The sequence below is a fragment of the Cyclobacterium roseum genome, from assembly GCF_010119225.1.
Classification (GTDB): domain Bacteria; phylum Bacteroidota; class Bacteroidia; order Cytophagales; family Cyclobacteriaceae; genus Cyclobacterium; species Cyclobacterium roseum.
This window is the reverse complement of record NZ_WNKF01000026.1, coordinates 29,023-53,293: the sequence shown is the minus strand read 5'-3', so window position 1 is coordinate 53,293 and position 24,271 is coordinate 29,023. Positions and strand designations below refer to the sequence as shown.

The 24,271-nt window shown below is 47.3% G+C and carries 29 protein-coding genes and 1 pseudogene; 16 read left to right on the top strand and 14 right to left on the bottom strand.

The genetic code is table 11. The features are described 5' to 3' along the window. Nucleotides 1-134: 134 nt before the first annotated feature. A complete protein-coding gene (locus GJQ68_RS22350) occupies nt 135-1,286 on the top strand; it encodes an NHL repeat-containing protein (protein ID WP_162419485.1) in 1,152 nt (383 codons plus the stop codon). Between the two features lie 77 nt (nt 1,287-1,363). On the opposite strand, the pseudogene GJQ68_RS23455 reads toward GJQ68_RS22350, so the two are convergent. After that, nucleotides 1,364-1,552: pseudogene (locus GJQ68_RS23455) on the bottom strand (IS1595 family transposase); the annotation flags it as partial. Nucleotides 1,553-1,986: 434 nt separating this feature from the next. On the opposite strand from GJQ68_RS23455, the gene GJQ68_RS22345 reads away from it, so the two are divergent. From GJQ68_RS22345 to GJQ68_RS22335, 3 genes are read left to right on the top strand one after another with little or no spacing between them, the layout of a single operon-like run. Continuing rightward, the gene (locus GJQ68_RS22345; protein WP_162419484.1) at nt 1,987-2,724 is read left to right on the top strand and encodes a (Fe-S)-binding protein; all 738 of its coding nucleotides are present in this window, start codon (nt 1,987-1,989) and stop codon (nt 2,722-2,724) included. 3 nt (nt 2,725-2,727) lie between these two features. Next, nucleotides 2,728-4,110, top strand: a complete 1,383-nt coding sequence (locus GJQ68_RS22340) for a lactate utilization protein B (protein ID WP_162419483.1) — start codon at nt 2,728-2,730, stop codon at nt 4,108-4,110. Beyond that, a complete protein-coding gene (locus tag GJQ68_RS22335) occupies nt 4,100-4,678 on the top strand; it encodes a LutC/YkgG family protein (RefSeq protein WP_162419482.1) in 579 nt (192 codons plus the stop codon). Before GJQ68_RS22340 ends, GJQ68_RS22335 begins: the two co-directional genes overlap by 11 nt. On the opposite strand, the gene GJQ68_RS22330 is transcribed toward GJQ68_RS22335, so the two are convergent. The 6 genes from GJQ68_RS22330 to GJQ68_RS22305 all read right to left on the bottom strand — a co-directional run bounded on the left by GJQ68_RS22330 (nt 4,675) and on the right by GJQ68_RS22305 (nt 10,211). Further along, the gene (locus tag GJQ68_RS22330; protein WP_162419481.1) at nt 4,675-5,628 is read right to left on the bottom strand and encodes a sugar phosphate isomerase/epimerase family protein; all 954 of its coding nucleotides are present in this window, start codon (nt 5,626-5,628) and stop codon (nt 4,675-4,677) included. The two genes, GJQ68_RS22335 and GJQ68_RS22330, sit on opposite strands and share 4 nt — an antisense overlap. Nucleotides 5,629-5,726: 98 nt before the next feature. After that, on the bottom strand, nt 5,727-6,299 hold the full coding sequence (locus GJQ68_RS22325; RefSeq protein ID WP_162419480.1) for a pyridoxamine 5'-phosphate oxidase family protein: 573 nt from the start codon (nt 6,297-6,299) through the stop codon (nt 5,727-5,729). A 12-nt stretch (nt 6,300-6,311) separates the two neighbouring features. After that, on the bottom strand, nt 6,312-8,249 hold the full coding sequence (locus GJQ68_RS22320; protein ID WP_162419479.1) for a heavy metal translocating P-type ATPase: 1,938 nt from the start codon (nt 8,247-8,249) through the stop codon (nt 6,312-6,314). Between the two features lie 75 nt (nt 8,250-8,324). Continuing rightward, nucleotides 8,325-9,020 (bottom strand): glycosyltransferase family 2 protein, encoded by a 696-nt coding sequence (locus tag GJQ68_RS22315; RefSeq protein WP_235941850.1) that lies wholly within the window; start codon nt 9,018-9,020, stop codon nt 8,325-8,327. 97 nt (nt 9,021-9,117) lie between these two features. Next, on the bottom strand, nt 9,118-9,747 hold the full coding sequence (locus tag GJQ68_RS22310) for a peroxiredoxin (RefSeq protein ID WP_162419478.1): 630 nt from the start codon (nt 9,745-9,747) through the stop codon (nt 9,118-9,120). Nucleotides 9,748-9,797: 50 nt separating this feature from the next. Then, a complete protein-coding gene (locus tag GJQ68_RS22305) occupies nt 9,798-10,211 on the bottom strand; it encodes a Fur family transcriptional regulator (RefSeq protein WP_162419477.1) in 414 nt (137 codons plus the stop codon). Between the two features lie 94 nt (nt 10,212-10,305). Between GJQ68_RS22305 and GJQ68_RS22300 the strand changes: the two genes are divergently transcribed. Then, the gene (locus GJQ68_RS22300; protein WP_317174469.1) at nt 10,306-10,872 is read left to right on the top strand and encodes a low molecular weight protein-tyrosine-phosphatase; all 567 of its coding nucleotides are present in this window, start codon (nt 10,306-10,308) and stop codon (nt 10,870-10,872) included. After that, complete coding sequence (locus GJQ68_RS22295; RefSeq protein WP_162419476.1) at nt 10,859-11,737, top strand: fructosamine kinase family protein; 879 nt, start codon at nt 10,859-10,861, stop codon at nt 11,735-11,737. The genes GJQ68_RS22300 and GJQ68_RS22295 overlap by 14 nt, the downstream gene beginning before the upstream one ends. A 16-nt stretch (nt 11,738-11,753) precedes the next feature. On the opposite strand, the gene GJQ68_RS22290 is transcribed toward GJQ68_RS22295, so the two are convergent. After that, the gene (locus tag GJQ68_RS22290; RefSeq protein WP_162419475.1) at nt 11,754-13,031 is read right to left on the bottom strand and encodes an aspartate kinase; all 1,278 of its coding nucleotides are present in this window, start codon (nt 13,029-13,031) and stop codon (nt 11,754-11,756) included. A gap of 55 nt (nt 13,032-13,086) precedes the next feature. Here GJQ68_RS22290 and fbp point away from each other — a divergent pair, with 55 nt between their 5' ends. After that, entirely contained in the window at nt 13,087-14,103 is a 1,017-nt protein-coding gene (gene fbp / locus GJQ68_RS22285) for a class 1 fructose-bisphosphatase (protein ID WP_162419474.1), read from the top strand. Here the strand turns inward: fbp and GJQ68_RS22280 are convergent. From GJQ68_RS22280 to yihA, 3 genes are read right to left on the bottom strand one after another with little or no spacing between them, the layout of a single operon-like run. Beyond that, nucleotides 14,100-14,417 (bottom strand): hypothetical protein, encoded by a 318-nt coding sequence (locus tag GJQ68_RS22280; RefSeq protein WP_162419473.1) that lies wholly within the window; start codon nt 14,415-14,417, stop codon nt 14,100-14,102. The genes fbp and GJQ68_RS22280 overlap by 4 nt on opposite strands. After that, nucleotides 14,414-14,875 (bottom strand): DUF5606 family protein, encoded by a 462-nt coding sequence (locus GJQ68_RS22275; RefSeq protein ID WP_162419489.1) that lies wholly within the window; start codon nt 14,873-14,875, stop codon nt 14,414-14,416. Before GJQ68_RS22275 ends, GJQ68_RS22280 begins: the two co-directional genes overlap by 4 nt. Before the next feature lie 59 nt (nt 14,876-14,934). Then, complete coding sequence (gene yihA, locus GJQ68_RS22270) at nt 14,935-15,540, bottom strand: ribosome biogenesis GTP-binding protein YihA/YsxC (RefSeq protein ID WP_162419472.1); 606 nt, start codon at nt 15,538-15,540, stop codon at nt 14,935-14,937. A gap of 115 nt (nt 15,541-15,655) precedes the next feature. On the opposite strand from yihA, the gene ubiE reads away from it, so the two are divergent. The 5 genes from ubiE (at nt 15,656) to GJQ68_RS22245 (ending at nt 19,512) form a co-directional block, all read left to right on the top strand. Next, complete coding sequence (ubiE, locus tag GJQ68_RS22265) at nt 15,656-16,378, top strand: bifunctional demethylmenaquinone methyltransferase/2-methoxy-6-polyprenyl-1,4-benzoquinol methylase UbiE (RefSeq protein ID WP_162419471.1); 723 nt, start codon at nt 15,656-15,658, stop codon at nt 16,376-16,378. After that, nucleotides 16,327-17,103, top strand: coding sequence for a type IX secretion/gliding motility protein PorT/SprT (gene porT, locus GJQ68_RS22260; RefSeq protein ID WP_162419470.1), 777 nt, complete (start codon nt 16,327-16,329; stop codon nt 17,101-17,103). Before ubiE ends, porT begins: the two co-directional genes overlap by 52 nt. A 61-nt stretch (nt 17,104-17,164) precedes the next feature. Further along, nucleotides 17,165-17,926 carry an SDR family NAD(P)-dependent oxidoreductase gene (locus tag GJQ68_RS22255; RefSeq protein ID WP_162419469.1) on the top strand — a complete coding sequence of 254 codons (762 nt, stop codon included), beginning with the start codon at nt 17,165-17,167 and terminating at the stop codon, nt 17,924-17,926. Further along, nucleotides 17,923-18,702 (top strand): M15 family metallopeptidase, encoded by a 780-nt coding sequence (locus tag GJQ68_RS22250; protein WP_394351339.1) that lies wholly within the window; start codon nt 17,923-17,925, stop codon nt 18,700-18,702. Before GJQ68_RS22255 ends, GJQ68_RS22250 begins: the two co-directional genes overlap by 4 nt. A 39-nt stretch (nt 18,703-18,741) precedes the next feature. Further along, a complete protein-coding gene (locus GJQ68_RS22245; RefSeq protein ID WP_162419468.1) occupies nt 18,742-19,512 on the top strand; it encodes a ThuA domain-containing protein in 771 nt (256 codons plus the stop codon). Between the two features lie 91 nt (nt 19,513-19,603). On the opposite strand, the gene GJQ68_RS22240 is transcribed toward GJQ68_RS22245, so the two are convergent. The 3 genes from GJQ68_RS22240 to GJQ68_RS22230 all read right to left on the bottom strand — a co-directional run bounded on the left by GJQ68_RS22240 (nt 19,604) and on the right by GJQ68_RS22230 (nt 22,150). Next, on the bottom strand, nt 19,604-20,242 hold the full coding sequence (locus tag GJQ68_RS22240; protein WP_162419467.1) for a TIGR04282 family arsenosugar biosynthesis glycosyltransferase: 639 nt from the start codon (nt 20,240-20,242) through the stop codon (nt 19,604-19,606). Nucleotides 20,243-20,315: 73 nt separating this feature from the next. Continuing rightward, a complete protein-coding gene (locus GJQ68_RS22235; RefSeq protein WP_162419466.1) occupies nt 20,316-20,726 on the bottom strand; it encodes a DUF4890 domain-containing protein in 411 nt (136 codons plus the stop codon). 98 nt (nt 20,727-20,824) lie between these two features. Further along, entirely contained in the window at nt 20,825-22,150 is a 1,326-nt protein-coding gene (locus tag GJQ68_RS22230; protein ID WP_162419465.1) for an NAD(P)/FAD-dependent oxidoreductase, read from the bottom strand. Between the two features lie 167 nt (nt 22,151-22,317). On the opposite strand from GJQ68_RS22230, the gene GJQ68_RS22225 reads away from it, so the two are divergent. The 4 genes from GJQ68_RS22225 to GJQ68_RS22210 all read left to right on the top strand — a co-directional run bounded on the left by GJQ68_RS22225 (nt 22,318) and on the right by GJQ68_RS22210 (nt 24,270). Continuing rightward, the gene (locus GJQ68_RS22225) at nt 22,318-23,025 is read left to right on the top strand and encodes a YebC/PmpR family DNA-binding transcriptional regulator (RefSeq protein ID WP_162419464.1); all 708 of its coding nucleotides are present in this window, start codon (nt 22,318-22,320) and stop codon (nt 23,023-23,025) included. Between the two features lie 30 nt (nt 23,026-23,055). Beyond that, entirely contained in the window at nt 23,056-23,625 is a 570-nt protein-coding gene (gene yjjX, locus GJQ68_RS22220) for an inosine/xanthosine triphosphatase (RefSeq protein WP_162419463.1), read from the top strand. A 92-nt stretch (nt 23,626-23,717) separates the two neighbouring features. Beyond that, complete coding sequence (locus tag GJQ68_RS22215) at nt 23,718-24,032, top strand: thioredoxin family protein (protein ID WP_162419462.1); 315 nt, start codon at nt 23,718-23,720, stop codon at nt 24,030-24,032. Continuing rightward, entirely contained in the window at nt 24,013-24,270 is a 258-nt protein-coding gene (locus tag GJQ68_RS22210) for a DUF6952 family protein (RefSeq protein WP_162342630.1), read from the top strand. The genes GJQ68_RS22215 and GJQ68_RS22210 overlap by 20 nt, the downstream gene beginning before the upstream one ends. Nucleotide 24,271 lies beyond the last annotated feature (1 nt).

The following is a 24,271-nucleotide window of genomic DNA, read 5'->3' as shown; positions in this document are numbered from 1 at the left end:
AAACATTACCTGCTATAATTCCTACCTAATTCTAATGGGTTCCTCGGATGGATACGTATAAAATTAATTGCTGGTTTTAGCCAGTTTACGAAAATGTTTAACTTTCCTAAAATTATAAAATAAACTCACTACCAATGTTAAAAAACAAGATACTTGCTGTACTATCATTAATAACCTATTTCGGATTTACAATCACCTCTACAGCGCAAAGTACCCAACATAACCATACCCATAGCCACGATCACACACACCATGCTCATGAAAATGTTGCTATCGCGCATCATCACGTTGAGTCATCAGTATCCGACAACATTCCCGAGCAGGCAAAACTGGTAACTGGCCAGGGTGAATTTATATTTTCCTGGGATAAAGAATTAACGGCTGCTTTTCCAGAAGGTGCCCGGGAATTTGAAGCGGGAATGCACGGCGGTTTTAATGAAGATCCCGAAACGGGAATTGTATATACTGGAATCCCCGGATACGGCCTGTGCAGTATAAGTCCCGACCTTACCAAATGGTCAACGATAGGAACTGATTCGCGTTTAAAAGATAATATTCACGGTATCGTTTTCTTTGTACATAAGGGTGAAAAATACCTCGCCCTGGCACAAGAGGGCAAAAGAGTACTGGTTTTAACCCTGGATGGAAAAATTGTTAGTGAAATGGTGAAGCCTACAGGTACCGAATTCAAATTTGAACCCGCCAATGAGTTCTTCGCATCAAAAGACAGCAATTTTGGGGTAACAGACGTAACCTACTTGAATGGCACCTTATACGTAGCCCACGGGTATTCCAAAGGAGATTTTGTCATGACAATTAAGGAAAATGGAGGCAAATGGAGCTGGGGAAAACTCGCATGGGGTGGAAAGGGAAACAACCCCGGACAGTTTCAAACCGCACATGGTATATACGCCCATGAAAAACATATTTTTGTCGCCAACAGAGCCGCAGGGCAGGTTGTGAAATTCACTAAAAAAGGAAAGTTTGTAGAGACTTTCAATGATATACCGGAAGGGAGTCTCGTTTGTAACCTCTCTTATAAAGCTGAACACTATTTCCTAAATGCGCTAAGTGCTATTGGCGAACAAAAATCCGCGCCCGTATATGTACATACAGGTGATAATTTGGTATCGACTATAGTCCCCGGAGATCTGGATATCCCTGTCCTGACAAATATTCATCAAGTTTGGCCACACCTTGTAAATGAAAACGGGTCCAAACAATTATACATACTCGTCCATGGTTGGAACAAAGGCAAATTCGCAGTTCTGAAAATGGAAAAATAGATCCCAGGCAAGAGGAAAAACCGGGTTTTCAGCGGCCATATTCGGCGTAATGCGGCTATAGACGGCTCCCATCTGATGTGAATCCAACTCTTTGCCATAGCTGATTCCGTCTTTCTACAAATATTACAGGTACGTGAATAATCTTTACGTTCCTGAAACTTGGTGTGACCACAATTTTTGCATGCATACCCTGGTTCCCATTTGATTTAGGAGAGATATTGCTTACAATCTTCGTTGGTTTTGAACCGATCAGAAAATTCCAGCAGGTTCTACCCTTTGAATATATCCATTTAAGCTATTTATCCGGCTATCTACCTTAATGAGAATAAGAGAAGGACTAGATGGGCATTTGACACTGAATCTTGAGGAATAAGCACGAAAGCTGGACGTTAATACTCCCAAAACGCCATACAACAACGAAAGATTACATTCATTCCGGAAAGGCAGAATCCGGATTCAAAAAGATTCCCGCTACCGCCCCTACCATCAGCACAGTGCAGGATGGTTCCCGTTTGCTGCTATCGTACTTTTAACACGGATTTAATTGTAAACGGCTTACCTACCTGGTAATCCGTCAGGCATCGGAAGGGAAAAGTTATGTAGTTAATACTGGCGAATTACCTTCTGATGCTTATCTTTATTGCATGAGGCCAACAATGGTCCCTCTATTTTGTTACATATCCAATAACACCTCCTCTGAATGAAAGTCGGATTGTTTATACCCTGTTACGTCGAGCAATTTTACCCAAAAGCAGCCATCGCAACCTTGGAACTGCTGGAAAAAGCGGGCGTGGAGGTAGCCTACCCCTTGAAACAAACCTGTTGCGGACAGCCCATGGCCAACTCAGGATACGAAGAATTCGGTCAAGGCGCTTCCGACCTGTTTCGGGAGAATTTTGCTGAATTTGACTACGTGGTTTGTCCCTCCGGAAGCTGTACCCTGCATGCCAAGGAGCACATTCTTTCTAACAAGGAAGGCGAACCCAAACTATACGAATTGTGTGAATTTCTGACCGATGTGGTCCAAATCAAGGAATTGAAGTCCCGGTTTCCTTATAAAGTGGGCCTGCACGCCAGTTGTCACGGGCTGAGAGGCCTTGGACTAGCGAGGCCATCGGAACTGATGGTGCCGGATTTTAACAAACCCCTGCACCTGCTGGAGATGGTCGAAGACATTGACCTGGTCCATTTGGCCAGGAAGGACGAGTGTTGCGGGTTTGGCGGTACCTTTGCGGTTTTTGAAGAAGCGATTTCCGTACAGATGGGAAAAGACCGCATTCAGGACCATCAGGAACAGGGAGTAGCGGTGATTACCGGTGCGGACATGTCCTGCCTTATGCACCTGGAAGGCCTGCTACGAAGGGACAAAAGCCCCATAAAAGTGATGCATATCGCAGAAATTTTGAACGGGCAGGAGCCCGAGCTAAAAAATCAATAAACCATGAAACCAGCCCCAACGCACGCAGCGGCAGCTGAAGAATTCCTGAAAGATTCCGAGCGAAGCCATTGGCACGACGAAACCCTGTGGCATGTCCGGAGTAAACGGGATGTTTCAGCGCAGAGAATACCGGAGTGGGAACAGCTCCGTACCCTTGCCTCCCAGATAAAAGACCACGTGCTCTCCAATCTGGATAACCTGCTGCTTCAATTTGAAAAAAATGCCCAGGCCAACGGCATCGAGGTGCTATGGGCCAAAGATGCCCAGGAACACAACGATCACGTACTCCGTATTCTGGAGGAAAACCAGGTGCGGCAACTGGTAAAAAGCAAATCCATCCTGACAGAGGAGTGCGGCTTGAATCATTTCCTTGAAGATAAGGGGTATGATGTCGTCGACACCGATTTGGGAGAGCGCATCATTCAGTTCAATAAGCAAGTGCCCAGCCACATCGTGATGCCGGCCATTCACCTGAAGAAAAAAGAGATCGGCGATATTTTTCACAAGCACCTGGGTACGGAAGCGGGAGCCGATGACCCCAAGTACCTAACGGAAGCGGCCCGCCAACACCTGAGGCAGAAATTCATACAGGCGCATGCGGCCATCACCGGGGTGAATTTTGGAATCGCCGAGACGGGTGGCTTTGTGGTCTGCACCAACGAAGGAAATGCGGACATGGGCACTCACCTGGCGGATATACACATTGCCTGTATGGGCATAGAGAAATTGATTCCCAGGGCAGCGGACCTTGGAGTGTACCTAAGGCTTTTGGCACGAAGTGCTACCGGACAAAGTATCACCAATTATACCTCGCATTTTCATCGTCCCCGAAAGGGTAAAAAAATGTACCTGATCCTGGTGGATAACGGGCGAACCAAGCAGTTGGGCAGGGAGGATTTTCGGAATTCGCTCAAGTGTATCCGATGCGGGGCCTGCATGAATACCTGTCCCATTTACCGCAGAAGCAGTGGCTTTAGTTATAATTCAACCGTCCCGGGACCCATTGGCTCGATACTTTCTCCCGGAATGGATCTCAATAAACACAGTACCCTGCCTTTTGCCTCCACCCTTTGTGGATCCTGTTCGGATGTGTGTCCGGTAAAAATCAATATCCACGAACAACTTTACAAATGGCGGCAGGTAATCACCAAGGAAGGACCTCCTCAAACGTCCAAAAGATGGGCCATGCGCTTTGGCGGGCAGGTCATGTCCAAACCCAGGTTGTTTGACCTGATGGGAAAAATGGCCCGAAAGTCACTTTCCATTAGTCCCCGGGGATTTGTGTACAACAGCTTCAATGCCTGGGGCAAGCACCGCGAATTACCGGAAGTTCCCAAAGAAACATTCAAAGACTGGTACCGAACAAACCGTAACGATGACAAGTAAAGAAAGCATCCTGGCTGCCATACAAGCCAATAAGCCAGCTCTGCTGCCCTTGCCGGAACAGCCTGAATTCCCTTACGATAGTAATTTGACCGAACAATACCGGCAAAGCCTTTCTCTGAATGGAGGAGAGGCCCGGGAAGCGAAAAGTTTGAAGGAGGTGACCAATCACCTGCAGGAGCATTTTCGAAACAGTCAAATGATCGTTTCGCTTAGCGAAAAGGTTGCCGGAAATTTCGATGTGAACATGGCAGATGATCCCCACGAACTGGAGCACGCAGAAGTGGCCATTCTGGAAGGGGAATGGGGAGTGGCCGAAAATGCAGCCATCTGGCTGCCGGAAGAAAAATTACATCACAGAGCCCTGCCTTTTATCGCTCAGCACCTGATTGTTTTGTTGAAAAAGGATCGCTTACTCGGTAACATGCACGAGGTGTATGCCCGCATCAACGTGGAAGGTTCCGGCTATGGCGTTTTCATTGCCGGGCCTTCCAAAACCGCTGATATCGAGCAGTCCCTGGTTATTGGGGCACATGGGCCCCGTAGCATGACCGTATTTTTGTTGGATTAAGCGGAAAAAGAACCCTGAAGTGCTGCCTCCGTAGCCTCTAATTGCTCCCTGACTTCCACGATGCTTTCCCATTCCCTGCCGGCTTCTCCGTATTCGATGCCACACCAGGAGCGGTAGCCTGCTTTCAGCACAATCCGCATCATCTTTTCATAGTCCAGCGGGGACTGATTGCCTTTGTTATCCCAGACGGTGGTTTTCACACTGACACCCTGAGCATAAGGCATCAATTCCTTTACCCCTTTGTACGAATCGTAGGATATGGGATTGCCGTCGTTGGGGCTGATCTGGAAATTGCCAAAATCCGGCAAGGTACCCGCCCTGGGATGATCGGCCGCTTTCATTACCCCGGATAGCCATTTGCCGTTACTGGAAAAGCCACCGTGATTCTCTATGGTGACGCCAATATCCATGGTGTCGGCAAATTCACATAGCTGGTGCAGCCCATCTGCCACCAGGTTCATGGATTCCTTAAAAGCGCTTCGGTCAGAACTGTATTCTACGGAGGAATAACCGTTTACCCGTATCGCGTGACAGCCCAGAAATTTGGCTGCTTCCACCCATTTTTTGTGATTTTCCACGGTGGTTGCCCGCTCGGAGGCATCTGCGGCACCTAACTGGCCTTCCCGGTCGCACATGATCAATACCGAGGTTACGCCCTCTCCCTCTGCTCGGGTTTTCATTTCGCGTAGGTAGGCCTGGTCCTGGGCTTTGTCCATAAAAAATTGGTTGACGTATTCCACCGCATGAATCCCGTGTTTTTTTGCCAACACCGGAAAATCCAGGTGATCCATTTTATCGGAGAATAACAATTTGTTGACCGACCACTCGGCCAGGGATATTTTATACAAGTCGGCCTTTGGTGTGATGGAAAAAGCGTGATTTCCCAGGCCCAGGCCGAAAAGAGCGGATGCGATACCGGTCTTTTTGATAAAGTCTCTTCTGTTATGCATGTGTTTGGAGTAAAGGTTACTGCTTGTTAAATATAGAACCTCAAGATAGAACTTTTATTTTTTAACAACAATTACGCTATACAGGAATGGTAGGTACGTTATGGTGCCAGCCAATTGCTTTTCCACTCATCTCCCTCTTTGTAGAAACGATTTCTTAGGTGACGCAGGCCGTCTAATTGCAGGCATTCGATGGTGGATGCTTCAATTACTACGACCGTAAAATGAGCATCTCCTTTTTCCTCCATCCAAACATGAGCAGCTCCTGGATTAGCGACCTCCTTTCCGGGAGGGATCAGTCCCTGATAGGCTTTTTGGGCGTCGCCTTGCACGGTTTCCCAATGCGTTTTACTTAGGGAATCCTGTTGATGGATCCGGGCCGTTCCCTGCACTTTTACCTGGCAGCGCTTCCGGGGATGGTAAAAAAGTAAGGTAACCGCTGGATTGTGAATCAGTTGGTTAACTTTATGGCTACGGCTGTCAGTAAAGATGTGAAAGCAAAGGTTTTCGTCCAATTGGCGCAAGACGACATAGCGGCTGTCTGGCTGTTCAGCCGAAAGGGTGGCCATGGTCACAAAGCGAAAGGGGTGTTTGCTATCCCGGGCCCCCCGATGCAACTCATGCCTGACGGTGTCCCAAATAGTTGCTAATGAATCGGTTTCTCTAAAAAGCATGCGTCGAAGGATTTACTTATAAATTTTGGTGATTCGGATGGCGTTAAGGATGGCCAGTAGTGCCACGCCGACATCGGAAAAAACGGCTTCCCACATGCCCGCTAAACCTAAGGCTCCCAAGGTTAAAACCAGTAATTTAACCCCAAAGGCCAGGCCAATGTTTTGCCAAACAATGCGTCGGGTGGTCTTCCCGATGCGCAGCGCCAGGGCTACCCGGGAGGGGTGGTCGGTTTGTATCACCACATCCGCCGTTTCTATGGCCAGGTCACTGCCCAGGCCCCCCATGGCAATACCCAGGTCCGCTACAGCAAGGGCCGGGGCATCATTGATCCCATCCCCCACAAAAGCGATCTGGCTACCGGTTTTGCGTTTCAGTTCTTCCAGGCGGCTGCTTTTTTCATCCGGCAGTAGGCCTCCATAGGCATAGTTGGCTCCCAGCTCCTTTCCCAGTGCCGCTACAATCTCCTGCCTGTCACCCGACAAGATGCCCGTTTCGGAAATGCCAAGTTTCCGTAATTCGGTAAAGGCTTCCAGAGCATCGGCTTTGATTTCATCTGCGAGTGCGAAATACCCACAATATTCCCCCTCCACGGCGGCATATACGAGCGTTTTGCCAGGAAGGGACAGTTTTGGCAGCTCAGGGATGGCTTTGGCCTCCATTAGGGATCGGTTACCTACCAGCACCTGCTTGCCGCGAACTTGTCCCGATAGCCCCTGTCCGGCATGTTCTTCCAGTTCCAATACGGAATCAGTGGGTTTTCCCAGGTGCTTCACCAGTGCCAGGGCAATGGGGTGGTTGGACTTGGCCTCCAGGCTGATGGCGAGCAATCTCCAATCGGGATCAGCAGTAGCTACCGCTTCTTCCTGCTGCACCGAAAACACGCCTTTTGTCAGCGTACCGGTCTTATCGAAAATTACGGTGTTGACTTGCGTAATCAGGTCCAGGTAGTTGGATCCCTTGAAGAGGATGCCTTTTCTGGAAGCCGCTCCAATGCCTCCAAAATAGCCCAGGGGAATGGAAATCACCAGGGCACAGGGACAAGAGATAACCAGAAATACCAGGGCCCGGTACAGCCAGTCGCTGAATTGGTAATTGGTGACAAAAAAGTAGGGAAGCACCACTAAGGCTAAGGCCAGGTAGCTAACAATGGGCGTGTACACCTTGGCAAATTTGCGGATAAACTCCTCGGTTTTGGCTTTTTTAGCCGTGGCCTGTTGGACGGTACGGATGATTTTTGAAAGGGAACTTTCCTGAAAGGAGCGGGATACCCGAAGGGTAATCAGGTTTTGGAGGGTTACCATTCCTGCCAGCACTTCCTGGCCCTCGGAAATCCGGGTCGGCATGCTTTCACCGGTAATGGCCGCAGTATTAAAATTTCCATACCTTTCTTGTAGCACCCCATCCAGCGGCACCCTTTCTCCCGGCCGGATTTCTAGGGTTTCACCTACATGTACTTTTTCCGGCTGTACCCATTGCCGCTTACCGTCACGGATAACCCGGGCCCGGTTAGGGCGCAAATCCAGTAAGGCTTGTACGTTTCCCTTGGCCTTGCTTACCGCCTGGTGCTGCAATACTTCTCCGATGGTATAGAACAACATGACGGCTACCGCTTCCGGATATTCCCCGATGGCAAAGGCTCCTATGGTGGCTATTCCCATCAAAAAAAACTCCGTAAACACTTCTCCCTGAAGGATCAGCTGGCCCCCCTTTTTCAATACAGGCCATCCCACCAAGGCATAGGCCAGCAGGTACAGGGGCAGCCAGGTACTTACCGTGAAAATTTGATGGGGGAATAGGTATTCGCCACCTACTGCCAAAAGTAAGGTTAGCAAACTTAAGATACTGCTTCTCCACAGTTTCCACCTTTGGGACCATTTGGAAGAAATGGTTACCGGAGAACCGGACGGCTGATCACAGCAGGAAGCCTGGGAGGAAGTAGGAGAACCCATGGTCTTTGTTTCGTTTTGGCCAAAGGTACAATTTAAACTCGTGCACGGGAATTGCAATTGACACGAACAGGAAATTTAATTTTGCCTGAAAGAGGCGTTTTCTTTTTTCCCTGAAAATTTGATTTTCATGCGCTCACAGGTACTGTCGGGGTGATTGCGGTAATAGACATAGGTTCGTAAGTCGACTTTCCCGACGCGGTATCTTTTTTTAGCCCATTCGAAAAAATCCGCATCGGCCGCGTAGCCATCAACGAATGCCTTACTTTTAAAAACCTCTCTTTTACCAAATAAAGTGGCAAACAGAATGCAATCGTCTACGTGGATCAGCCGCTCTGGATGGTGTCGGTCCGTGACAAAATAATCTTCTTTTTTGGCAACTACGGTACGAGTGGTAGACGCAATCAGGTCATAACTGTCCATTTGATCTAGGCAGGCTTGCAGGTGCTCGGGTAGGTATTCGTCGTCTGCATCCAGTATGGAAAGGTACCGGCCACTGCTAAGCGAGACGGCGCGGTTGATGGCACGGGATTGCCCCTGGTTTTTCTGCCTGAGGAAGAGTAAACGGTCTTCATGACGTTTACATAAGTTAAAGAGTAAATTCTGAGGGTCCTGGCTGCTTCCGTCATCGACAAGAATAACCTCAAAATCCTGATAGGTTTGGTTCCATAGCGAGTCAAGTGCTCTTTTTACCAGCGGAAAAGGAGTATTGTAGGTAGCGATCAATATGGAAATTGCCGGGGGTTGGGCCATACCGCTAAAATAAACTATCAAAGGCTAAAAAGGTTAGCGGCAGGAGAAAAAACTAACAAAAATCATAAAAAAAGCCCTGCTGTTTTGGCAGGGCTTCGTAACTATCCGATTACCGGAATTAATTTTTAGCGAGGTAAGAGGCAACTCCCTCACGGGTAGCACTCATGGCTTCTTTGCCTTCTTCCCAGTTTGCAGGGCATACTTCCCCGTATTTTTCCACATGCCTTAGGGCATCAATCAATCGAAGCATTTCATCGATATTTCTTCCCAAAGGCAGGTCGTTTACGGTTTCGTGACGGATGGTTCCCTCTTTGTCAATAAGGAAAGTGGCACGGTACGCTACCGGAAGTCCCTCGTAGGTAAGCTCTCCTTCTTCGTTGTAGTTCCAATCACCGGCAAGTACGCCAAAATTATGGGCGATTGTTTTTACCGGATCGGCAACGATCGGATAAGTTACGCCTTGAATTCCTCCTTCTTCTTTTGGGGTATTTAACCAGGCCAGGTGAGACTCTTCCGTATCGCAGGAAGCGCCAACTACCGCCACGCCTCTTTTTTCGAATTCTTCCAGTTTTTCCTGGAATGCCAAAATTTCAGTAGGGCATACGAAGGTAAAATCCTTGGGGTAAAAAAAGAAAATCACATCTTTATTACCGAGGTACTGATCAAGAGAGAAGTTTTCTACGATTTCTTCTCCATCTATTACAGCAGGTGCGTTAATTAAAGGTGCTTTTTTTCCAACTAGTGACATAAAATAAATTTTAATTGTTTGTAGATAAATTAACGATGGTATTTAGAAAATTATTTCGTTTTTCCTTTGATTACCAATGATACTTCTTCAACTTCAAAGCCGTCAATTTGGTTCTCCTCAAAGTACTTTTTTAACATTTTTTCCAGACCGGCGTTTTTGTAGTCTCTTATTTTCTTGCTTTTGCTACAGTACAGGTGACTATGGGACTCCAATACAGGATCAAATCGCATCAGCCCCAGGTCATCGGTAAATTTCTGAACCATGTTGGCATGAACAAAGCTATCCAAGGTCTTATAAACCGTTCCCTTGGAAAGGCCAGGATTGGCCTCTTTTACCCGGGAAAAAACCATTTCCGCCGTAGGATGGTCCTCCGAAATGCATAGGGCTTCGTAAATCACCATCCGCTGATGGGTAAATTTCAAGCCGCCGGAGTTGATCTTATTTTTTAGCTTTTGGAAATCCATTTTTTGTTAATATTCATTCCTATCTGGGAATGAGTATGCAAAAGTAGGCATTATTTCATAAAAATCATATGGATAGTTCGTTCATTTTTTTAAATTGAAAGTTAATTCATTCAACCTGTCGGTCCGAATCGCTGGGGTAGGCAGGGAAATCCCGGAAAACGATGATTTTATGATTAAAGTCTTGTTTGTTTGCTTAGGCAACATTTGCCGCTCTCCTTTGGCTGAAGCATTATTCTCCCATAAAATTTCTCATAAAGGTTATGGGGAACAGGTAATTGCCGATAGCTGCGGTACGTCGGATTACCATATCGGAGAACTCCCCGATGAGCGGGCCATGAACTGCGCTGTAAGAAATGGGATCAAAATGGACCATCGGGGCCGGCAATTGCATCGAACGGATTTCAGGGATTTTGATTACCTGATCGCCATGGACCGGTCCAATCTGGAAAACATCACGCTGCTGTCCCAAAAGGTGGGCATACCAGCTAAGAAACTCCACCTGATGCGTGAATTCCAACTTTCTCCCGAATTTTTGGAAGTTCCTGACCCCTACTATGGAGGAGAAGATGGCTTTCAAAAGGTCTTTGAAATCCTGGACGAGGCCCTCGATGGATTCATTGTCGAATTGGAAAAAAATCACCGCTTGAATGGAATCGCTTGAGGGACTATTTGCACATGCTACCTTGCAAGCATTTGGGCAGTCACTAAGGGTGCAGCAATACCAACTAGTGGCGGCTGGCACCCGAAACCAGGCCATTTTTTTGGAAACGGAGCAGGGGGCTTACTTTCTCAAAACCAACCACGAATCCGCTACAGAAATTTTCAAACGCGAAAGCGAGGGACTGAACTGGGTACGAACAAATTGCAGCCTGTACGTTCCCCAAACACTGGCGCAGGGAAGCTACGAGGACCGGCATTTTTTATTGATAGATTGGATTCCCAGTGCTCCGAAGCAGTCTGACTATTCAGAAAGGTTGGGAGAAGGGCTGGCAGAGCTCCATATGTGTACCGCAAAGGCCTTTGGTCTGGATCGCAATAATTACATAGCTATTTTGCCGCAAACGAATGATTGGAAAGACCGTTGGTTTGATTTTTTTGTGGAAAAAAGACTGGAACCCCAATTGCAACTGGCCTATTACAATCAACTGGTTGGCGAGAAATTTTTGGATCGTTTTCGAAGCCTTTATCCTTTTTTGGAGGATTTTTTTCCCTTGGAAAAACCGGCATTGTTGCACGGAGACCTTTGGTCAGGAAACGTTCTTCCGGATGCGGCCGGATTACCGGCATTGATTGATCCGGCCGTTTACTTTGGCCACCGGGAAGTGGACCTGGCCTTTTCACGCTTATTTGGAGGCTTTGATTCCCGTTTTTACGAGGCCTATCAAGATGTTTTTCCGCTGGAACCGGGTTTTGAAGATCGGGTAGCGGTTTATAACCTATATCCGCTATTGGTACATCTCAATTTGTTTGGAAAAGCATACTTATCCGGGATCCAGCAGACACTGAAGCGATTTTTGGACAATTAGAGGGCCTAAGAGGGGATCAATCATCTTCTGCCTCATAAACCCACTGAATCAGTTCGGGGCTTTTTTGTTCCAGTTGGCAAGTTTCGGCTACCTGCCGGTAATGCTTGATTTCGGCATCGGTGGGATTTTTCACCGTAATCATTTTGAGATGGGTTTTGATTTTGACATGAAATACGTCCCGAAAGGGTCGGGCGAGTTGCTCCGCTGTGGAGGGCATGTCTTGAATCACCAGGCGCAGGTGAGCAGCAGTGGCCTGTATTAGCTGAATGCGCCAGTTGGCTTTTTTGGCCACCTCGTAAATAAATTCGAAATGGAACCCGCCCACCATCGACAGGTCCCGGATGCGCAGATCGATGAGTGTCAGGTGATCTTTGAAGATGGTGATCGGGATTCGGGGTGCCTGACCAAAGGAGCCGATAATCGTCCCTGCCGCATCCGGATTGACAAAGGACTTGACATAGAGGGGAATATTGTGTTTTGCCAGGGGTTTGATGGTTTTGGGATGAATCACCTTTGCCCCGTAGTAGGTCATTTCAGCGGCTTCTTCAAAATCGAGGTATTCAAATTTAACGGCATCCGGAAAGAGGTCCGGGTCGCCATTAAGTATACCGGCCACATCTTTCCAGATGGTAACGGATGCAGCACCCAGGCTGACCCCAAGGATGGCAGCGGTAAAGTCCGAACCTTCCCTTCCAAGCGTGGTGGTATTGCCGAGTAAATCCGTACCAATAAAGCCCTGGGTGACCACGGGGAATTTTTCCAGTTTGGGAATGAGTGCTCTCCGGCAATGCTGCATCGTCAGTGCCCAGTCTACCCGGGCCATTTTGGTGGTGGAGTCTGTCCGCACCAATTCCCGGGCATCTTGCCAAAGACAATGAGAACCGGTTTCACAGAGGTATTCCTGAAGGATGCGGGTGGAGATAAGCTCCCCGTAGCCGATTATCTGATCATAGAAGAAGGCTTCCTCCTCTTTCAATATATCGCTTTCCAAAAGTCGCCGCAACTGCGCAAAATGATTATCCACCCGGGAAAAGATGGCATGATCAGTAGGAAAAAGGCCCCGGCAGAGGTCTTCATGGTAATCCAATAACTCGATTAACTCGGTATCGAAGCGCTTTCCCTGAAAGGAAAGTTCGATTAGCTGTTCCAGCCGGTCGGTGGTTTTGCCAGCGGCGGAGACGACCAGAACCATGCCACTGGACCATCGTTTTTTTACCAGTTGGGCGATGTTTTTGATGGCGGCGGCATCTTTTATGGAGGCACCACCAAACTTGTAGACCAGGGGTTGTATCATGAAAAATCGAAAAGAAAGGCCAATGAATTGAAGATAATGAATTATATTCAAAGGTATGAAGACACAGCCTTACAAACAAGATACCGGTAACCTGGCCTATAAAGTCGGGGTAACCCTGGACCGGTTTATAAAAAGCAAACAGGCGGATTTTCCATTTGCCACCGGTGAGCTGTCCCAGATATTAAGGGATATCGCCCTGGCTTCCAAGATTGTATCCAGAGAGATCAGCCGTGCAGGGCTATCAGATGTAACCGGTGCCTTCGGGCAAACCAATGTACAGGGAGAGGAACAGCAGAAGTTGGATGTGGTCGCTAATGTACGTTTTACCCGTGCATTGACGAAAGGTGGGGAGGTCTGTGCCGTGGTATCGGAAGAAGAAGACCTGGTCATCGACCTTCAAAATAGCAAGGGTAAGTACGTAGTGGCCATCGACCCCCTGGATGGATCCTCCAATATAGATGTGAATGTCTCCATTGGCACCATCTTTTCGATTTACCGTAGAAAGACAGCGACCGGGTCGCCCATTAAGGAGGAGGATGTCTTGCAAAAAGGCTCCGAGCAGGTAGCAGCCGGATACGTGCTGTACGGATCTTCGACCATGTTGGTCTATTCCACCGGTAACGGGGCCAATGGTTTCACCTATGAAAGGTCTCTGGGGGAATTTTTCCTTTCTCATCCTGAAATGAGTATGCCCGAAGATGGCGCTATTTATACCATCAATGAGGGCTTGGCTCCTCACATTAACCCAAATATCTTATCGTACCTGGAGGCCTGTAAAAGAGCAGGGGCTTCCGCCAGGTACATAGGCAGTTTGGTGGCGGACTTTCATAGAAATCTGCTCAAAGGAGGAATCTACCTTTACCCGGCCACTTCCCAGGCACCGAATGGAAAAATCAGGTTGATGTACGAGGCCAATGCCCTGGCCTTTATCGCCGAGCAGGTGGGAGGGGCCGCCTCTGACGGTCAGCAACGTATTCTGGACATTGTCCCGGGCAGTTTACATCAGCGTACGCCCGTTTACATCGGATCGAAAAATATGGTAAAGGGGCTGGAGAAAAGCCTGAACGGTTAGCGGTACTTGTTTCGGAAGTGGACCTTTATTAGTTGCCGGTCTACAATGGCCAGGGAAAGGTGTTGGGTCATTTTTTCGGGAGGACTTTCGGAGAGAATGCTTCGTAGTTTTTGCTCATCCAGGTCCAGCCGGTAGCATAGCTGTAGTAACTTTTCCAAATGGCCGTTTAGCAAACGGCCGATGGCCGGTGCAATGGCAGCAGCCAGACTTTCCCTGTCCCGGACCTCGGGAATAGCCGGAAGCTGCAGTAATTTTTGCAAATCGGCAGCTCCCGATTGGATGCTTTCAGGCCCGGATTTTTCGGGATCAATCATTCTTCCCCTTTATCGGTGTCTTTATCCTTCTGTTCTTCGGAATTTTCGGGAGCTGCTTCTGGCTTTTCTTCCAGCACTTCCGGACATTCTTTACGGATGATATGGTACCAGCTAATGAGTTTTTTGACATCAGAAGCATAGACCCGGTCCTCGTCAAATTCCGGTAAAATATGTTTCATGAAGGCCTGGTACTCTTCTTTGTCGGCACCTTCCAGACCGGTATCGCCCTGGAATTCCTTTTCGATTTTTATCATCACCTCTTTCAAGAGGGAGGCTCCCTCTTCTGTTAGCGTGTAAATGGAAATTTCACTCAGGAGGGAAACGCGCTGAGCAGCCCCTACTACTAGTTTCCCTTTCTTGTCGTCCAGGGACTCCAGGATAACGCCGCTGCGGCTGGGCTTGAGTATTTTATAAAGGCCGGGTTTTCCGGAAACGGTGGCAATGTCTTTAAATTCCATGATAGCTAGTTTGTTTTCAGGCTGCAAATATACGGTTTCGTCAGGATTGGCCAAGGAACTCAGTTGGCACCGTACCATTCGGTAACGTTTTCTTCGATAAATTGGATCAGTTCATCCCTTCCTTGCTGATTAATGGCAGAAGTCACGAAAAACTCGGGAGCTTCTACAAATAACTTTTCCATCTCATCCAGAAAACGGTGTACGTTTTCAGCGGTTTTGGAATGGGACTGTTTGTCGGCTTTGGTAAACAGGAGGGCCACTGGCATTTCCAGCTGCCCGCACCATTGGATAAATTCCAGGTCGATTTTTTGCGGAGGAAGCCGGCTGTCGATAAGGACAAACACCGCCGTCAGGTTTTCCCGTCCCGTGAGGTAATTGCGAATCATTTTGTCCCAGTCTGCCTTCAGTTTTTTGTTTACTTTGGCAAAACCGTAGCCGGGAAGGTCTACCATGTACCAGCGGTCATTGATCACAAAATGATTGATTAGCTGCGTCTTTCCCGGTCGACCGGAAATTTTCGCCAGGTGCTTGTGATTGGTGAGCATGTTGATCAGGGAGCTTTTTCCCACATTAGAGCGGCCAATAAAGGCAAACTCCGGTTTGGTGGGAGGCGGACATTTTTTATGATCCGTATTACTGATTAAAAAGCGTGCATTTTTCAACATGGCCCATTTTTTCACAAAGGTAACCAATTTCCATCATGGCCTCCAAACCATTATTTCATTAACAATTTTCCAATGCTCGGGTTTACTTAGTAATATTGTATCGAAATTAGAAGCCATGTCCGTAGTTCCCTATAAAGATAAAAAAGAAGGCAAAAAGCAGCAGGTTGCCAGCATGTTTGATAATATCAGCAAGAAATACGACCTGCTGAACCACCTTTTGAGTTTAGGTATTGACATTATCTGGCGCAAAAAAGCCATTAAAATGCTTCAAAAGGACCAGCCAAAACTTATTTTGGATATTGCCACCGGGACTGGAGATTTTGCCATTGAAGCCCTGGCGCTAAAACCGAAAAAGGTGATTGGCGTAGATATTTCAGAGGGTATGCTTCAGGAAGGCCGCAAGAAGATGAAGCAGAAAAAGCTGGAGCATTTGATTGAACTCCAGCTGGGCGATTCGGAAAAGTTGCTCTTCGAGGAAAATAAGTTTGATGCCGTCATCGTTTCTTTTGGTGTTAGGAATTTTGAAAATTTGGAAAAAGGACTGGCAGACATGTACCGGGTGTTGAAACCCGGAGGTAAAACGGTCATCCTGGAATTTTCTAAACCGAAAAAATTTCCGATGAAACAGGGTTATTCCTTTTATTTTAAATATATTTTGCCTCAGATTGGCAGAATGATATCAAAAGACCATTCGGCTTACACCTATTTACCAGAATCGGTAAAGGCATTTCCGGATGGAAGGGATTTTCTTGGCATCCTTGAAAAAGTAGGCTTCAAACAAACGCAATGCAAAACCCTCACCTTCGGCATCAGCTCGATTTACACCGGTATAAAATAGCCCTGATTGTTATTTTATCACTTGGACTGGCCTTCACCACACAGGCTCAGGAAAGAAATTTGATATTTAATAATTCGGGTAGCGACGATCAGTTGCTTTCCTATGGTTTTTTTCTAGCGGGACATAACAGCAGCCTGAGAATTAAGTATTCTGATAACTTTGTGGACCCCGATTACACGAGCTTGCACAATGTGCGGGCGATTATGCCGGTATTTTCCCCGGGATTTGCCTTGGGCTTTTTGGTGACAGGCCGCCTACACGATCAGGTAAATTTACTTTTTACCCCCAAGGTTGGCTTTTATGAATACGGCACGGAGGTGCAGCTATTTACCGATGATGCCGATAGTCCCAATGGCACCGGCATCAGCACGGTCCCCTTACTCACCGAAGAAACACTGGTAGAATTCCCCCTTTTGGTGAAGTACAAATCAGAGCGGTTTAATAATACCCGGATGTATTTTATCGGAGGCGTAAATGGGCAGATCCGTACCAAAAATCAGGAAGAAGCCAATGAGGATCCCGTAGTGCTTAAAGGAAAAGACCTGGCGGTAGAACTGGGCCTGGGCTTTGATCTGTATTTCCAATACTTTAAATTTTCTCCTGAAATCCGTTTTTCCCATGGCCTGATGAACCTATACCAGCCCGGCCATTCGGATGAGCGAATAGCGGGTGCGATCCAGGACATTCGCCGAAAATCCATTACACTTTACCTGAATTTCCAGTAACAAGCGGAGCATTCGTAGGGGTCTGGTTTTTGATCCAGCCGGAAAAATTTTATATTTCCTTATGGAAAAGAAAATCGCATTTATCACTGGAGCTACCTCCGGGATAGGAAAAGCCTGTGCCCGTTACCTGGCGGAAGAAGGTTTTGCTATCATCGGTTGTGGCCGGAGAAAAGAAAGGCTGGAAGCGCTCCAAAAGGAATTGCCCAAGGGAACTCCCTATCATTTTCTCGTATTTGATGTCAGGGAGAAAGATGCTGTATACGAGGCGATAGATTCCCTGCCCGCCGAATGGCAATCCATCACCGTACTCATCAATAATGCCGGTAACGCTCATGGACTGGATCCCATCCACGAAGGAAGCGTGGAAGATTGGGATGCCATGATGGATATCAATGTTAAGGGACTGCTCTATGTTTCCAAAAAAATCACCCCGGGTATGGTGGAGCGAAAGGCGGGTCAGATTATTAATATAGGCTCAACAGCAGGGAAGGAGGTCTATCCCAAAGGAAATGTATACTGCGGCTCCAAGCATGCCGTGGATGCCATTACCAAGGGGATGCGTTTGGACCTGAATCCTTATGGCATCAAGGTCATGGCCATCAATCCCGGCTTGGTAGACACGGAATTCTCCCTGGTTCGCTTCAAAGGCGACGATGAAAAGGCGGCTGGCGTTTACAAAGGATTTGAGCCCCTGAAGGCGGAGGACGTAGCCGACCTGGTTCGGTACGCGGTCACACGCCCGCCTCATGTAGTGCTGGCAGACGTGATCATTTTACCAACTGCCCAGGCGAGTACCACGATGCTTCATAAAAAAGAATCATGAGAAGTGGTGTAGGGGTACTACTGTTCCTGGCATTGGCCTGTGATCCTGGGTCTGGCAAAAAAAACCAGGACCTACCTGGCAGTGAATCTGTGGAAATGGCTGCCACCGGGGACTCCCTTCCAGCAGAAGCAAATGGGGAGGACCCTCAGCGGCAAGAAGAAATGGGGGAGCTGGAGCGGCGATTGATTGCTGCGGGTCTGGTGGATATACAAGAAGTTATCCCTGAAGTGCGGGTGGACCTGAAGTACGCGTCTACAGATAACTTTTTTGGGAAAAATGTATATGGAACCCTTTCGCGATGCTACATGCAGCCGGAAGTGGCTGTTAGGTTGAAAGTAGCCTACCAGGAACTTTCAGTCAGCCATCCCGAATTGACCTTTTTGGTATATGATGCCGTGCGACCCCAGTCCGTGCAACAGATTCTCTGGGATGAATTGGACAAACCGGACAGTCTCAAACCCCTCTACGTGGCCGATCCGCAAAGAGGAAGCCTCCACAATTTCGGTGTGGCTGTGGACCTGACCCTGATGTCAAAAGAAACCGGGGCTCCGTTGGACATGGGTACTGGCTACGATTACTTTGGTTACCCTGCTTATCCCGACCGGGAAGAGCAAATGTTGGAGGAAGGAAAAATTACGGAGGCACAGGTAGCCAATCGGAAAATACTGAGAACGGTCATGAAAAACGCAGGGTTTACGGGCATTGGTTCTGAATGGTGGCATTTTAATGCCTATAGCCGAAAAGTTGCCGGGGAGAAATTCGACATTGTGAAATAATAATTGTATAATCGTCCTTTATTTTAACTTAACAAATATATGCTCTTCATAAACAATAAACGCAACCTCCTGGGCCTGTTGGCCGTGGGGTTGGCCCTTTTCCTACTACCTGTATTGAGTCAGGCTCAGCAATTCCGTGCGCTGGTCATCAGTAAGACTTCCGGTTTCCGTCATCAGTCCATACCTGAAGGGGTCGCAGCCCTAAAAAAGCTAGGGGAAAAGCACCGTTTTCAGGTATATGCGAGTGAAGATGCCGGTCTTATCAACGATGAGAACCTGGAACGATACGATGTCATCATCCTCATGAGTACCACCGGGACGATTTTTAATGCAGAACAAAAAGAAGCGTTTGAGCGATTTGTTCAAAGCGGAAAGGGAGTGGTTGGCATTCATAGTGCGACCGATACCGAATACGATTGGCCCTGGTACACCAAGCTTATCGGAGGACAATTTAACCACCATCCCCAGCAGCAAACGGCCAGAATGCAGGTAGTGGATCGAAATCATCCAGCTACTTATCACCTGAATGACAAATGGCTTCGGACCGATGAATGGTACGAATTTAAAAATTTCAATGAAGAGGTAAACATCCTGGTGCAACTGGACGAAACCTCCTATGAGGTTGGCGAACGCGGTGGACAACAAATGGGTATGGGTGCGGTGCATCCCATTTCCTGGTACCACGAATACGATGGGGGCCGGGTATTTTATACCGGGTTGGGTCACGTGGAAGAGGCCTTTCAGGATGCAGACTTCCTGGATCACCTGTACGGAGGGATTTGGTATGCTGCGCTGGGAAAACCGTTTTAATAAATAAAAAATTAATCTTACAAAAACTCCTGACTAAACCTGAATCCAGGTAGGGCTCAGGAGTTTTTTTATTTGAAGCGAGTTCGTTTTGCTATAGCTCAGGAAGCAGCTGTTCCAGTTCTCCCAAATCCTCGTATCGGTCCACATCCCGAAGCTTTTCCAATAGGCCATATTCCAGGTTTCCTTGGTTTGCCCTGTTCAGGGTTTGCTGCAAAACGGTATCCGTGCTCCAGGAGATTCCCTGAAACAAAGATGCAGCGGGTCTTTTCAATCCAAGCAAGTAATACCCTCCGTCTACCGCCGGTCCCAGGACGAGATTCTTCGTCTTTAGCGCTTCAAAAGCCTGCTTCAGGTGATTCCTTTCGAGTTCGTAACAATCCGTCCCGATGATCAGCACCTGGTCAAAGCCCAGATCGAAAACCCGCTGAAAGGCTTTCTGCATTTTCTCCCCGAGGTCACCAGGTTCCTGAGCATGGAAGTGATATCCTTTTTTAGGGTATTCTTCGATAGCAACGGGGCCCAGGTGAAAAACAAAAATTGTGGCTTCCAATCCAGAAAGCTGCTGATGCGTGTGGCGGATAAGGAATGCATACAAATTGGCGGCCTTTTCTGCGCCGATGGTTTCGGCCAGTCGGGTTTTGACGAATCCCGCTTCAGGATATTTCTGAAATACGATGATGGCTTTTTTCATAGCTACCGGCCAAAGTAAGGCAAAAAATCCAAAGGACATAAAAAAAACCGAAGGTCAATGACCCCGGCTTTCATCCATTAATTAAACCCAAATAAATTTCAAAATGTCTTAATTATAACCTGCCCGATCCTGGCGCATTGCGTCCCCTCATTCGTTCTCCTGATCCTCTCCGCCTTTCTCTCATTTTCGGCCGGTTTTCTTCCTTCATTTCTTCCCAGGTCGCTTTTTGTTCTGGCGTGAGCAGGGCAGTTATTTTTTCCTGCCGGGCCTCACGTTCCGCTTTCAAGACTTCTCTTTCTTCTTTTCTGGCTTCCCACTGTACTTTTCTTTTCTGTGCCTCTTCCAGGTGCAGGGCATACACCGCTTTCTTTTGTTCTTCGCTGAGGTCCAGCTTTTCAGCCATTCGTTCGCTCATTCGTTCCGCCAGCTGTTCCGGATTGATTTCCTGGTTTCCTCTTCGTTGCGCTTGCGCCTGTACAAAAGTAGCTCCTACCAGCACGGCGATGATCATTAGTTTTCTCATGGTCTATTTCAATAATTGGTTTATATCTCTTAGACTGGATGAGTTCCGGAAAGTTTAATAGGAACTTGTTAAGAAATGTTAAACTCCAGGAGAATCAACTACTTAATTTTTTTAGTAACCAACTTTTCCCTGTCCTGCGGCCTGGAGATGGTGGGTTTGATCAGTAATCGCAGGGACGGGTCGAAGGAAAGGTAGTTCCAGGCCCAGTCCAAAAAGATAAAAATACGGTTTTTTACTCCCAGGATGGCCATGAGGTGGACAAAAAGCCAGGTAAGCCAGGCCAGTAATCCCTGAAACTTGACGAAGGGCAATTCCACCACGGCGAGTTTTCTTCCTATGGTGGCCATGCTTCCCAGGTCCTTGTAGCGAAAGGGTTTCTCTGGCTTGGCGTTTAGTTTCGCAAGGAAGTTATTTCCCAGGTTTTTAGCCTGCTGTATGGCTACCTGTGCCACCTGTGGGTGACCTTTGGGGTAATCCTCCATCACCTGCAGGCAGCCATCACCCAGCACGTAGATATTTTCACCACTGTGAAGCCGGTTAAATTCATCGACCAGTAGGCGTCCCCCTTTTGCTTTTTGATCAGCCGCAATTCCTTCTATGAAGTTGGGGGCGATTCCCGCAGCCCAGAGCAAGGTATGGGTCTGAAAACGGGTTTCTCCTTTGATGATGACATGCAGGCCGTCATAGTCTTCAACGGCGGTATTCAACAGTACTTCCACCTGAAGTTTTTCCAGATAGATTTTAGCCTTGTCGCCCGAGGTTGCACTCATGCCGGCCAAAAGCGATGGACCCATTTCTACCAGTACCACCTTCATATTGTCGAAATTGAGCTGTGGGTAATCCTTTGGGAATACCTTATTACGCAATTCTGCTAACGCTCCCGCCAGCTCTACCCCGGTAGGACCTCCGCCCACGATCACCACGTTCATCAGGGCCTTTCTTTTGGATTCGTCCGCTATGGTGATGGCCCTTTCGTAATTGGAAATGATTTTATTCCGGATAAACAGCGCTTCGGAGACGGATTTCATAGGAATACTGTTTTTCATGATGTTTTCCATTCCGAAATAATTGGTGTCGGCACCCATGGCCAGGACCAGGTAATCATAGTCAATAAATCCGATGTCGGTGTACAGCCTGTTTTGTTGCTGGTCTATGCGTTTGGCTCCTCCCATTCTAAAGGTTACATTCGGGGTGTCGTGAAAGGCCTTCCGCAAGGGGAAGGAAATGGCACTGGGCTCCAGTCCAGCTGTAGCTACCTGATAGAAAAGGGGTTGGAACTGATGGTAATTGTTTTTGTCCAGCAGTATAACCTGATAAGGTTTATTTCGCAAGGTCCTGGCAAGTTTCAGCCCGGCAAAACCGGCTCCTACAATGACCACTATGGGGTAAGGAGATTGGGGAAGGTTTGGCAGTGCTTGCTCCATCGTTGCGGGGTTTGTGGTGGTTAGGATATGCTGTTGATACGAATTTCCAGGGGAATAGGTTAAGGAATGGAGCCCTGACGGGAAGATATGTTTGGCTTTGTTTGAATCGGATAATAGTCCAAATGAAAAATTTATTTATTTTTACAAACCTGAAAAACTAAAATGGTATGGGAAGAGCATTTGAATTTAGAAAAGAAAGAAAATTCAAACGATGGAGTAAGATGTCCAAGGTGTTTACACGCCTGGGCAAAGAAATCGTAATGGCGGTAAAGGCAGGAGGGCCCGACCCGGCCAACAATGCTAAACTTCGGACCGTCATACAGAATGCCAAAGGTGCTTCCATGCCCAAGGACCGAATTGAAGCGGCCATCACCAGGGCGAGCAATAAGGACGAAAAGGACTACGAAGAAATTGTTTACGAAGGCTATGGTCCCCATGGGATTGCAGTCATTGTCGAAACTTCCACCGACAACCTCAACCGTACGGTGGCCAATATCCGGCATTACTTTACAAAGGCGGGCGGTTCATTGGGAACTTCGGGCTCCGTGAGTTTTATGTTTGACCGAAAGGCAGTATTTCGTTTTCCGAAGGATGAATGGGATCTGGAAGAACTGGAGTTCGAATTGATTGATTTTGGACTGGAGGACATAGACGAAAACGAAGGAGAAATTTTTGTATATACGGCCTTTGAGGATTTTGGCAACATGCAAAAAGCACTAGAGGATAAAGGAATAGAAGTAATAAGTGCAGATATGCAGCGTTTTCCCATGTCCACCACCGAAATTAGCGCTGAACAAGAAGAAGATATCAACAAAATGATCGAGCGGATGGAAGAGGATGACGATGTAAATCAGGTCTATCATAACATGGCCTAAACCAAACGATTTCCAACTTTAAATCACCCAATGGCATTCCCTAAAAGAAGAAACTACCAGGAACAAAAAAGGCAAAAATTAGTTATCGTAGGAAGTAAAAATCCGGTAAAAATCAAATGCACGGAAAACGCCTTTCAATCGCTATTTGAAGATTATTTTATCGTAGAAGGTTTAAATGTGGACCCTAATGTAAGCGAGCAGCCTCACGGCGATGTAGAAACCTATACCGGTGCTTATAATAGGGCCTATGAGGCTAAAAAGGCCTTTCCCGAAGCTGATTATTGGGTGGGGATCGAAGGCGGTGTGGATGAAGTAGGGGAGCAAATGGTAGCCTTTGCCTGGATGGTTATCCTGGATGGGAGTAATCAAATTGGAAAGGCCAAAACCGGAACCTTCTTCCTTCCGGAAGTAATATCAAAGCTGGTTCGCGAAGGAATGGAGCTGGGAGAAGCCGACGACCGGGTTTTTCAACAGACCCATTCCAAACAAGGAAACGGAGCCGTAGGAATCCTGACCAATGGCGTGGTTAACCGCCTGGAATACTACCAACAGGCGGTAACCCTGGCCCTGATTCCCTTTGCCCAAAAGAATTTGTATTAAATCTGCTCAATGACTCATAGAGATAATCAATTGGAAATTGAAAATTATAGTCATTACCTTTGCAGCTTCATTAAGCTAAAACGGAAATAAATATGTTAGAGGAATTAACAACAGATAATTTATCAGAGGTCATTCAGGACAACGAAAAGGTAGTGGTTCAGTACGGGGCTACCTGGTGTGGCAACTGCCGAATTATGAAACCAAAAATGAAACGGCTGAGCAAATCCTATGAAGGCATCACTTTTCTATACGTGGATGCCGAAAAATTACCTGAGTCGAGGAAACTGGCGCAGGTAACCAATTTGCCCACGTTTGCGGTATTCAGTAAAGGAGCGATTGTAAATCAGGTACAAACAAATAAAGAAGAAGTCCTAAAAACACTAATTGATGAGATTACCAATAATTAAGCACGTATTACAATTTATTGAGGAAAATGACGAAGACTGGGTAGTGGAAACCATTGAACTGTTGGAATCCATGACGGAGATTAGTACGCTTAAGGACGAGGAATTGGATGTCATAGGCGAGCTGCTTTCGAATTTGTCAGGAACCCTGGAGGTCAACCAGATGATTAAAGATGGAGCCGATAAAAAAGAGGCCATGAATACCTTTATGAAGCGAGTGGTAGGCTCCATTGATAAGTAAA